This is a genomic window from Pseudomonas shiyinii (assembly GCF_056725765.1).
In genome coordinates, this window is record NZ_CM161522.1 from 2,498,118 (window position 1) to 2,509,651 (window position 11,534).

Annotated in this window: 4 protein-coding genes; 1 reads left to right on the forward strand and 3 read right to left on the reverse strand. The window is 63.4% G+C overall.

The window, feature by feature from the left end; genetic code table 11:
• Nucleotides 1-28: 28 nt before the first annotated feature.
• On the reverse strand, nt 29-943 hold the full coding sequence (locus ACXHGZ_RS11355; RefSeq protein ID WP_480463902.1) for a site-specific integrase: 915 nt from the start codon (nt 941-943) through the stop codon (nt 29-31).
• Nucleotides 944-1,460: 517 nt separating this feature from the next.
• On the opposite strand from ACXHGZ_RS11355, the gene ACXHGZ_RS11360 reads away from it, so the two are divergent.
• Nucleotides 1,461-1,721: a DUF1652 domain-containing protein gene (locus ACXHGZ_RS11360; RefSeq protein ID WP_084858090.1), complete on the forward strand. Its 261-nt coding sequence runs from the start codon at nt 1,461-1,463 to the stop codon at nt 1,719-1,721.
• Here ACXHGZ_RS11360 and ACXHGZ_RS11365 read toward each other — a convergent pair.
• Together ACXHGZ_RS11365 and ACXHGZ_RS11370 are read right to left on the reverse strand one after the other, a co-directional pair.
• On the reverse strand, nt 1,718-3,811 hold the full coding sequence (locus tag ACXHGZ_RS11365) for a putative bifunctional diguanylate cyclase/phosphodiesterase (RefSeq protein WP_480463904.1): 2,094 nt from the start codon (nt 3,809-3,811) through the stop codon (nt 1,718-1,720). The two genes, ACXHGZ_RS11360 and ACXHGZ_RS11365, sit on opposite strands and share 4 nt — an antisense overlap.
• A 198-nt stretch (nt 3,812-4,009) precedes the next feature.
• The gene (locus tag ACXHGZ_RS11370; protein ID WP_480463906.1) at nt 4,010-11,281 is read right to left on the reverse strand and encodes a Tc toxin subunit A-related protein; all 7,272 of its coding nucleotides are present in this window, start codon (nt 11,279-11,281) and stop codon (nt 4,010-4,012) included.
• Between the last annotated feature and the right edge of the window lie 253 nt (nt 11,282-11,534).

Genomic DNA, 11,534 nt, shown 5'->3' on the forward strand with positions numbered 1-11,534 from the left:
CGCGAGCCCTTTGTAGGAGCGGATCAGGTCAATAGTCGAAGCGGTCCACCGCCCGACGCCGCTCGTTGTCGTCACGCCGGTCATAGCTGGCGGTGGTCTGGATATTGGCGTGGTGCGCCAGCTTCTGGGCAATCGACAGGTCATGCTCCTCGATCACCCGGGTAATGAATGCCCGGCGGAAGTCGTGGGGCATGATCTTCACCCCCACCTGCGACCCACGCTGGCGCGCGATGTAGTAGATCGCATGCTTGGTGATGCGCGCCCGGGTAATGTGGCTGCCGCGCCGGATACGGTTGAACAGGAACGCATCGTCGGCCTCGCCCGCCGGCAGGTGCGCGCGGCGCAGGTCCAGCCAGGCCTGCAGCTTCTCGAAGGCCCAGGCCGGTGCGTACTTGATCAGCTGCCGGTTGCCCTTGCCCACTACCTGCAGGCTGCGTGCCTGGAAGTCCACCTGGGCCAGGTCGATGTCCACCGATTCGGACTTGCGCATGCCCGTGCCATACAACAGCGCGATGATCGCGGCATCGCGCACGCCCTGTGGGCGCGGGTCGGCCGCACACACGTCCATCAGCTCGCGGATCAGGCTGCGCCGCAGGTTACGCCCCGGTGGCAGGCGGCTGCCGCTGGCCGGTTTGACCTCGCGGATGTGCATCAGCTTTTCATGGTCTATCAGCCCCTGGCGCCACGCTTCGTTCATCACGCCACGTACCGCGTTCACATACAACGACGAGGTATTGGGCGCGTAGCCATCGGCGCGCAGCGCCGCCACCAGGGCAACCACATGGCCAGGCTCGAGCAAATGCCACGGCACCTCGGTGATATCGCAGTCGACGAAACCCAGGCGGTCGGCTGCGTCCTGGAGGATATAGCGCATGGTCAGCTGGCTGGAGGGGGCCAGGCGGGCCAAGTACTGCAGCAGGGGATTGTGCAGGTGATCGGACAAAACGTGGATCCTGTAGCGGGAGCTTCGAGCAGGGTATGGCATGAAGCGAGTCATTACGACTGGGTTAATAAATCAGCGCGACAACAAAAATGGACAGGTCATCGAGCCCCAGCCCGTGCCATCACTTCGATATTCAGGGGGCTGCCGGTGGCACGGTTGGTGATGGTACCCCATTAGCCGCCCACTGTTCGAACCCAGGATCGCCCCAAGCTCCTCCCGTCGGATGGCTGTACCTGATGCGGGTGGCGACCTGCCCGGCGGCCCGCTGGTCTGAAAGTGCAGCGTTTCTCGATCAATGGCCGGAACCTTCAGACCGACCGGTCCTGCCTCGGAAAAACGTTTGCCCCGGCGGCTTGCGCCGCACGGCCAGCCACCGCTCGCGTGTGACGTACGTCAAGCAATGGCATTTTTGTCATGTTCGGCGCGAGACACTGGCGATACAGGTGCTATGGTTAGATTCCCACCGGCCGAGTGAGCGGCCGATCACCGGGTTCAGGATCAGAACAAGGAGGCTGGCATGAACAAGATGACGTTCCCCAACGCCTGCCAGGTGATGCGCTGGCATTTCCACCCATTGGGCTTCGAGGCCAGTATGGATGCCCCCCGCAGCATGGTGGCACGGCTGTTCGACCGCGCGACCGGCGAGACCCTGCTGGCCATCGCCGGCATCCCCTGCGCCGCGATCATGCCCGCAGCGGACGTGGAGCGTATCATCGAGGCCGTCGAGGCCGAGATGGAAGCGTTCGAACCTTCCTATGTCTTGCGGGACGCGGTCTAGCCAGCCCGAACCTCGTCGCCAGGCTGGCCCATGGCTTCTAGCCGTGCCATGAACTGCTCGGCCGGCACGGGTTGGCCGAGCAGGTAACCCTGCAACGAATCGCAACCCAGCCGGGTGAGGAACTCCTGCTGGCGATTGGTCTCCACGCCTTCGGCGACGATGCGCAGGTCCAGGGCCTGGCCCAGGGCGACGATGGCCGAGACGATCGCCGCATCGTCGCTGTCCTGCTCCAGGTCGCGGACGAACCCGCGGTCGATCTTCAGTTCGTTGGCCGGCAGGCGCTTGAGGTACATCAGGCTGGAATAGCCCGTGCCGAAGTCATCGATAGATAGATCCACCCCCATACCGGACAGTTTCTGCAGTACCGCCAGGCTGGCATCGGCGTCGCGCATGGCGGTGGTCTCGGTGATTTCCAGGGTCAGGCGATTGGCCGGCAGATTGTTGTCCTCCAGCGCGCGGGCCACGCTGTCGACCAGCCCCGAGTGACAGAACTGGATGGCCGACAGGTTCACCGCAATGCGCCAGTCGCTGCGCCCTTGGTCAAGCCACACCCGCATCTGCCGACAGGCTTCGTCGAGCACCCAGTCACCGATCGGGATGATCAACCCGGTCTTTTCCGCAAGGCCGATGAAACGGTCCGGCAACAGCAGGCCATGTTGCGGGTGCTCCCAGCGCAGCAGCGCCTCGGCACCGATCGGCTGGCGGGCAACTGCGTCGAACTTGGGCTGGTAGTGCAGGCGGAACTGGCCGTGCTGCAGGGCCGCACGCAGGTCCTGCAACAGTTGCAGTTGCTGGCGTGCATTGGTATTCATGGAAACGTCGAAGAAACTGTAGCCGTTCTTGCCGGCGCTCTTGGCGTGGTACATGGCAGCATCGGCATTGCGCAGCAGTTCGTGCTGGTCCTGCCCGTTGCCGGGGTACAGGACGATGCCCACGCTTGCCGACAGCTGCAGGTCATGCTCGGCCACACGGTAGGGCCGGGCCACCAGGTCGACCTGCTTGACCGCCACGTCCATGGCATCGGCCGGTTCGTCCAGCGCCACCAGCAGGACGAACTCGTCGCCACCGATACGCGCCAGGGTGTCCTGGCTGTGCAAATGACCACGCAGGCGCGCCGCCACGGCCTTGAGCAGCTGGTCGCCGACATGGTGGCCAAAGGCATCGTTGACCGGCTTGAAGCCATCCAGGTCGATGAACATCAGGGCGAAACAGCCACCCTGCTCCGCGACCTTGCTGATCGCCTGTTCGATGCGCTCGGCCAACAGGGTGCGGTTGGGCAGGCCGGTCAGGGTGTCGTGCAGGGCCAGCTGGGTCAGCTCCTGGTTGGCCAGGGTCAGCGAATGCGCCAGTGCCGAGGTACGCGCCTCCAGGCGCGCATCCAGCACCGAGGTGAGCAGCGCCACCGCCAGCACCGCCAAGGTGGTGATCAACACCAGGTAGGCCAGGCCGTCGCCGCGCAGGCCACCGGCCAGCGCGCCACAGAAACTGCCTTCCGGAAAATTGGCTGCCGCCATGCCGGTATAGTGCATGCCCACGATGGCGATGCCCATCACCACCGCTGCCGCACCCCGGATATGACGCACATAGGGCGTATGCTGGCGCAGGCGGAAGGCGATCCACAATGCCGCCGCCGAAGCCCCGACGGCGATGCCCAGGGACACGCGGAACAACGTCGGGTCATAGTCGATGCCCGGCAGCATGCGCAGGGCCGCCATGCCGGTGTAGTGCATACTGGCGATCCCGCCGCCCATGATCGATGCCCCCAGCCCCAGCTGCAGCCAGGGCAGGCTCGGCTGGCTCACCAACCACAGGGCGAAGGCCGAGGACAGCACAGCGATCAGCAGCGACAACGTGGTCAGGGTCAGGTCATAGCCCAGCTCGATGGGCAGGCTGAAGGCGAGCATGCCGATGAAATGCATCGACCAGATGCCCACGCCCAGGGCGAAGGCACCTCCTCCCATCCACAGGTAGGCCGAACGGCCCTTGGCCGTGGCGATGCGACCAGTCAGGTCCAGGGCGGTATAGGACGCCAGGATGGCCACGCACAATGAAATCAACACAAGGGAAGAGGAGTAGCTACCGATCAGCATTCGAATCCCAGCCAGCGCTGTACATGAGTCCGGAAAAAGCCGCTCATTGTACTGGAGCGCGGGTGAAACGCACGGGCTTTCGAGGAGGGGGATAGCTGGACGAAAAGGCCGCGCAGCCCATCGGACTGCGCGGCATGGCACCACGAACGCGCCGTGGTTGCAGGCGAGCAAGGGAGGGGTTGCCCCTCCCCGCCCTGTTCAGCGCACGGTAAATTGCACGTGCACGATGATGTCGCTCAAGCTCTCCAGCAACGCTTTCTGGTCGCCTTGGGCATCGGCAAAGCTGAGGGTCATCACGGTTTTGGCACCGGGTTGCTGGTCATCGGCGTTAACCTCTGCAATGTGCAACCCTTCGAAAGGCAGCCACTGGGCGCCCCAACGCGGATGGGAGTCACCGCCATCCGGTGAGAACAGCCCTTTGTCCTGCATGCCATGGGAGATCACCGTCTCCTCGCAACCATGCGGCAGCCCCTGGGCGTCCGTGCGCAAACGTGCACGCACATTCTGGTAAGGGCCGAGCAATGCCGGCAGGGAGACGGCGATGCTGCGCACCCTGCGCACCTTGCGGTCGAAATCGCCTGCCAGGCCCAGCTCCGGCAAGCCGAAATGGACTGCCAGGTCACCCGTACTTACCATTTCCAGTTTGCTCAATGGCAAGTCGGCGACCAGAATTTCCGTCTCCTTGCCATCGATCAGCGCGCGCAGGGCACCATTGAGCGTCCGAGCCCGGTCGTCCTGATCCTTGCCGAGCCGGCCTTCGAAGAGCTGTGCCAACGACACTGTGCGGGTCACTTCCAGCTCTCGCTTCTGCCATTTCACCCAGGCGTTTTCCATCTGCCCCAGGGCGAGCATCAGCCCCTCGCCACACAGCAACCCGGCCCAGGCCCCATTCCAGGTGCCGGTGCGCAGGTAGCGGGTATCGTCACCCATTTCCCATTGCAAGGCCTTCTGCGCCATCATGCAGCGCGATGCCGTCAGGTCGTAATAGGTGTAGAAAATCGTGGCCAGGCGCGAGCGCAGCCAGCTGTACATCTTCTTGCCGGTGAACTTGCCGCGCAGCAGTTCCAGCTGTGCCTGGGCATGGGTCGACTGGGTCTGCATATGGGCAATCTGCATGTTGGCCGAGGTCTCGCGCACGGCCAGGGCGTCGAGCTGGGCCTGGATGACGTTCATTTCCTGTTCGGCCGCCTTGTACTGGACCTCCCAGTCCTGGCGACGGCGACGGTACATTTCCTCCTGTCCGATACGCCACGAGGCGATATCAAGCGCATCGGACGCCAGGCTTGCACCAATGGCTGCAGCATTGAAGGGCGCACTCCAGCGGCTACCACCAGTGGCCAGACCAAAAATGTTCGGCGCCACATCCGCGAGCGAGGCCACCATATGCAGGCCCTTCGCAGCCGCCCGAATGGTCTGGGATGAAGTGGACATATTCAACACCAGCTGTTCACGGCCGTTGATGTCCTCTTCGTAGAGCCGATGGTAATGGCTGTAACGCAAGCTGGCGGTTGCATAGGAGGCCGTTAGCACTTCACGCTCGGCGGCCAGTTCATTCAGGGTTTGCTGCTGCAGCTTCACACTGCTGTCGGCCAACTCCACCCCTTGGGTATTGAGCAGTTCCGCCAACGCTTCGGCATCCTGGCGCTCCAGGATGTTCTGCATGGAGCTACCGAACTGAATGAGCTGGGAGGCCATGGTCCGCGCCCCTTCCATCAGCGGAATGAAGCGCAACGCCGGCACGTTGTCGATGGTCGGCAAGGCATTGGCCCCACCCGCCTCGGCGGCCACCGCGTCGGCCCACAGGGCCTTCGGGTCGGCCGGCGCGGCATACAGCGGCAGGTTCAAGGGCTGGCCGTCCAGCGTCAGGTTGTGCCGCAGGTTATACAAGCGGATGCGCAGCGCTTCCCAGTAGTCGAGCAGCATGCGGTTGGCCTCGGGCAGGAACAGCGTCCTGCCCGCCACGGCGCGTGCCGGCCCCATCGCGCGCAACTGCGCCACATCCGCAGCGCGTATGCCTTCAGCCATCATCGCCAAGGCATCCAACCGGTCCTCGAGCACCTGTTGCGCAGCCACCTCGCCCAGCTGCGGGTCGTCCCAGTCGGTGTTCGGCTCGATCCAGGGCTCGTCGCCCAGCAGACGCAAGGCGCGCTGGTACCACACCTTCGCTTCGCTCAGGGTGTCGCGCTCGAGCTTGCGATACGCCGCATCGCCACGCCCCAGGGTGATGTCCAGCAAGCGCATGAAGGCGTTGAGCTTGTAGTGCATCGGGTCGTTCTGTGCCACCGCGTCCGGGTCCAGCACCGCCAGCGGCTCGTCGTTCCAGGAGGTGTCGTCTTCCAACGGGCGTACGTTCCACATGCGCGTCGTGTACTGCCCCTCCACCGTGTAGCCGGCCGGGTTGAAGATGTACTTGAGCCAGTGCTCGGCCAGGTCGAAACGCTCTTCCTGCAGGAAGCGCTGCATCACCATCATTGGCGTGTAGTAGAACAGTTCCCAGAAATACAGCGCGTTGGCACCACTGAAGTCCATCTTCGGTTCGTCATCGCCGTTGTCGATGACCGGTTCCGGCATAGTCTGGGCCTCGTAGCTCAGGATATGGTCGATCCCCTTCGCCGCAAGACCGGTGAGATCGCGGGCGAACAGGGTATTGAGCCGGGTGACCCAGGCGTCGCGCTGGAAGTACTGGGCCCCTTCGGCAGTTTCACCGATGATGGGGCTTTTCACCGGAGTGATCTCTTCGAGCGTCACCGCCCATTCGGGCGGACTGGGCTCGGTACCGGGTTGCTTATACAGGTTGATCCGCCAGTGGCGTTGCACTTCGCCGACCGTCAGCATCATCGTATGCGAAGTTTGATTTTTATCAGGCCACTCTGACATCTGCCCAACGTTCAGAACGCTGGAGAACCTGGCCTGCTGCAGACCCAAGGCCAGATCGAAATCGATATTAGCAGGCTCGCTGACAGGGTCTTCTCCATTGGCGCGATAGACGATACGGCGAATATCCGACTTGCCGACCTTGCCCGGCGGACTCAGATAGCGGCTAGGCGTTATATGCTCTTGGCCAACCCCGAAATACGCAATCAACTTCGCGACATTTATTTCAGCACTCGTCAAATACTGTCCGTAACGAAACTTTATATTTATGGAGGGGAGCGGGTAGTTAGCCGTGCCTATCTTGAATCGGCAAAGAATATAAGACTCCCCATGTTTGATCTCCCCGCCGCTACCGACAGGCACATCATAGACATCCGTCGCTGCCTCATAATGGATTTTAAATACTTGCAGTATGCCGTGACTGGCACACAGATAGCCCCAATCATGCCCATCCTCATGACGGACCAGGAAGGCACCGAAGCTTGCCCATGCCAGTGCTCTGATTGGGGTGGTTTGCTTGGCAAGCCCCTCGAAGCCATTGACTAGATTGGTAATCCATGGGTTAGCCACCTCCGGACGCAAAGCTTCCACCGACAACGTCGTATCCAGCCGCAGGCTATAGCTGTCCGCTTCGGGAGTAGAGGTGTCGATGAGCCTCACGCTCGCATCGGACAGGTCGAACGACACGAACCCGTTCGGGACGCCCGTCTTCGGCTCGATCCCCTCCGCCACGGGCCGGTCTTGGCGAACGAATACGCTGCACAGCCCTGTATGACCCGCCGTGTCCAGCCAATGCGGAACCTGTTGCAGGTCATTCAACAGCGCAATGGACGTGCTGGTGAAGTCGTCATGGATCTCGAGGCCGCCGTACTCCGTGGCCTGTTCGCCGGCGCCGACGCTCCGGTCATAGATACCGGCCACCAGGCCGTTCAGATCCGACAGGCTGGCCAGGAACAGCGAGTAGTTTTCGTAATCGACCGCTGGTGACGTTTCACCCTCTTTCCCTTTGTTCTCGTCCCAGCCTTCCAGCCTTTCCAGCTTGTTCACGTAGGCATCAGCGATCGGGTAGCCCTGCGGTGCGCTCCAGGTCCCGTCATAGCGCAGCCACGCCAGCTTGTACGACCACACCTGCTCCTTCTTGTCGGGCTGGCCCTGCTCGTCGCGGGTCAGGATATGCTCCTGGCGCTCCACCCACATCAGGTACAGCCGCTCACGGTAGACCACCGGCCGGATCAGCCGGCCCACTACCTGGGGCGCCAGGTCGATCTTTGTCCAGCCGCGCCAGGCGTTGGCCGGCAACGCGCCGGTGTCCTTGTCACGCTTGCTCTCGTCCACCGTCCGCCACCAGTACTCCCGCGGCTCGCCACGGCTGCGCCCGATGAACCAGGTCTTGCCCAACGATTCATCAGTCGTCTGCGGCTCCCGGCCGTTGTAGTAGCCGCTGATCGTCTCCAGGTTGGCCACCTCCTCGAAAGCACTGAGGTAGCCGTGGAAGGCATCGCCCACGGTATCGCCGTTGATCTGCGCCTGCCCCAGCACCTGCAGCATGTCGTCCATCGCCTTGGTCTGGCCCAGGCGTACGGTCGGGTCGATGTAGTTCTCCGGGTAGTACATCAGCATCTGCCCGGCCGACCAGGTCGCGTAGCGGGCGTTCCAGCGGGTCCAGTCGCGGAAGAAGGGCTGGGCCAGCTCGCCGGTTCGTAGGGCGTTCGTGTCTTCAGGCTCCGACAAGGTGCGGTGGACGAACAGCTGCAGCGCCGCCATCGCCTCGGCGATGCGCGTGGTCGTCACCTGGGCACTGTTCAGGCTGTCGAGCAGCAGGTACTGGTTCAGCGCTTCCACGCCCAGGTTGATGCGCGCAGCCAATACACCGGCCAGTGCCTTGCTCAGCGGCTCCTCGCTGGCCGCCTGCGCCCGCTTGACCTGCGACGGGCTCAGCCCCGCCTCGAAACTGTTCGCCAGGGCTTGCCACTCATCCCATGCCGGCGGGAACACCAGCAACGCCGCCAGGCTTGTGGGCTGCACGCCCAGCGTTGTCGCCAGGTCGGCCCATTGCCGGACCACGGCGATCTCCTGCCAATTGGCCAGGGCCGAGGGGTTTCCGACATCCTTCTTCAGGGCTGCCTGCTCCGCGGCTTCGGCGATCAGCGCTGCTGCCTGGCCGGTGGCCTTGGCCAGCAGCGCGGGCGGTACGCCCCCTGCCACCAGCGCGGCCATCAGCGCGCTGGCCGACTCCGGTCGTGTTTTCAGCCAGGTGCTGAAGTCCGTCAGGGCCACGACCATGGCCACATTGCGTTGCAGGGCATCGCTGGCCTCGATACTGTTCACAGTCTTGGCGAGCAACAAATCGGGCCGCTCCACCAAGAGTGCCAGCAGATCGGCAGTCACACCGCTGGCGTGCACGATCAGGGCCATCTGGGCCAAACCGTAGGTGAAGGCGATCATCTGGAGGTCGGCTACCGGGTCTTCTAGCTCGAGGCGTTCGCCCACCTCTTGCAGCGAAAGCTCACCGGGCTTGCCACGGTCCGCCCAGGTCAGCAGGGCCCGGGCCGCGGTTTCACCGCTCAGGCCAAAGGTCGAGGCGATCAGCGGGGTCAGTGCGCGCAGGTAGTCTTCCGTGACGGGCTCGCCAGGCAGTTCAGCATTGGCGATCGCCGCTTGCATTTCCTTGATCAGGTTGGTGATCTCGGGACCCGGTGGAATATCCTCCACGCCCCGGGTCATCAGCACCAGGTCCGGCACGCTCCAGCCCTGCGCTTGCAGCCAGCTCGACAAACGCTCCATGCAGGCCAGCAAACGCAACCATTCCGCGGCCGAGGCTGCGCTCAGGTCCCGTGGCGCGCCGAAGGTCTCCAGCAACAGCCCCAGCTCGCCAGGCGCCAGGCCGTGCAGGCGGGCCCACAGGCTCAGGGTGTAGAGGCCGGACAACCTGTCGAGCGTGGTGGCGAAGCGCACCTCATCGCCGTCCGCGTCGCTGGCCTGCTCTTTTGGTGGCAGCGCAAGGAAGCGGCCCAGCTGGTACAGCCCCTCGTCGTCTACCTGGCAGGCACGCTTGAGCGTGGCCTTGATAGCGGCCTGCTCCGAGGCCTTGCCGGGGCGCAGGTCGATCACGACGTAGTCTTCCGGGTCCAGCCCGCCTTCGACCAGCGCAGGGTCGTTGAACAGCCGGTCGTACTGGCTCAGCTCGCCGGCACGGGCGCTTACCGCGATCAACTGCCGGCCCATGACCAGCGCCTGCTCATGGGGGATGGCGTAGCGCTTGGCCAGGCGCACGGTCTGCGTCAGCACCGCCAGCGACCGCTCGCTGATGGCCACCGGGTCCACGCTGTGCAGGATGCCCTCCAGCGCCTCGGCCCCCAGGCCTGTGGCCTTGTGCAGCCTGATCACCTTGTTGAGCCTGAGCAGGAACCGTGCCGGCGTCAGCTTCGGGGTGACGAAACGGGCATTCAGCACACGGCCCTGGTCGGCCTCGGCGGTGAACTTGACCCTGTAGGCGGCATAGGAACGGTCTTCGTTCGGCCCCTTCCAGTCGAATTCATAGCTATAGTCGGTGTTCGGCTTGAAGGCATCGACCTTCAGCATCCCGGGGAACAACTTCAGCTGGTGCACGTCCTCCAGAATGAACTCGATCGCCCCGGTCTCCTTGAGGCTGAAGCTCAGCTGCCAGCGGTCGCCGCCCAGGAAGAACAGGTAGGCGTAGTGAATCGCCGGGCTGGCCGAACCGACGCCCAGCTGGTAGATGACGCCTTCGGTATTGAGCAGTTCCGAGACGTTGGTCTGCGACCCCCAGCGCTCGTCCTCGACCTGGGCGCCGCCGCCGATGAAGGCCTTCAGGGCCTGGTCGCTCAGGCCGAACCAGTCGCGCAACCGGGCCGGGCGCAGCATGTCCTCCGGCACGGTGCCGGGGAAATACTTCGCGAACTGCTCGTCGACGTTTTCATCGGTGATTTCATCGGTCAGCAGCCGGTACAGGGCGGGCGGGATATCGTGGCAGAGCCCCGCCAGCGAAGCCGCCTGGACGTGCTTGGCAACGTCGGGCGCCGCCCACAGGTGCTTGAAGTCCGGGTCTTTCAGGCGGTAGGCCTGGCGCAGGCGCGTGTGCTGGTGGTGATAGGGCGTGGCGCCGAAGCCAACGTGGTTCGACAAGCCTTCGAGGGTGTCGCCGTGCTCGCCCAGTCGCTCCATCAGGATGGCGTTGGACAGGCTCAGGGCACTGACCGGTGTATCCAGGTTCACCTGGCTGAGCACCAGGTGCTTCAGGTCAGGGCGACGTGTGTCGATATGCCAGGATGTACCTTCCTTGTAGAGCTTCTTCGCTTCCCGGTACAGGGTTGCCAGGTAGGCGGCCGGCGAGAACATCGAGGCGACGCTGCCTGGGGCGGCAAATTTCGCCGCGCGGCCGCCGAACCATTCTTTGTAGTCATCCAACGAAACGTCCGGATGCTGGATGCCGAGCTTGATCGCCTGGGGCAACAGCGGCGAGGCGCGGGTGAGGATTTTCTTTTCCAGCAGTACCGCATCCTGGTTGGCCTTGGTCGCGGCCGCGTGCAATACCTGCACGTCGCTCGACGTGAGTGTATCGTCCAACTTGCGCAACTGCGCACCACTCAGAAGACCAACAGGTGCCAATGAACGAACACCGGCTTTTGCACATATCGCAACCGGCGAGTGAGTAGTTTTCGGCATCATCTATATCCTTTCCATATATAGCCTTGCGACTTGTTCAAACCAAGCAACCTCACGCCTCCCAGTCGGTATGCGGAAAATCGATTGATTTAAAATGTGCACCCCCTTCGTGGACGTCTGCGGGTTGTAAAACCACACAACGCCGTACGCTGCGGATGCATTT

Coding starts and splice junctions, on each gene's coding strand:
- ACXHGZ_RS11365 (WP_480463904.1), bottom strand. CDS start 3,811: ATGCTGATCGGTAGCTACTCCTCTTCCCTTGTGTTGATTTCATTGTGC.
- ACXHGZ_RS11360 (WP_084858090.1), top strand. CDS start 1,461: ATGAACAAGATGACGTTCCCCAACGCCTGCCAGGTGATGCGCTGGCAT.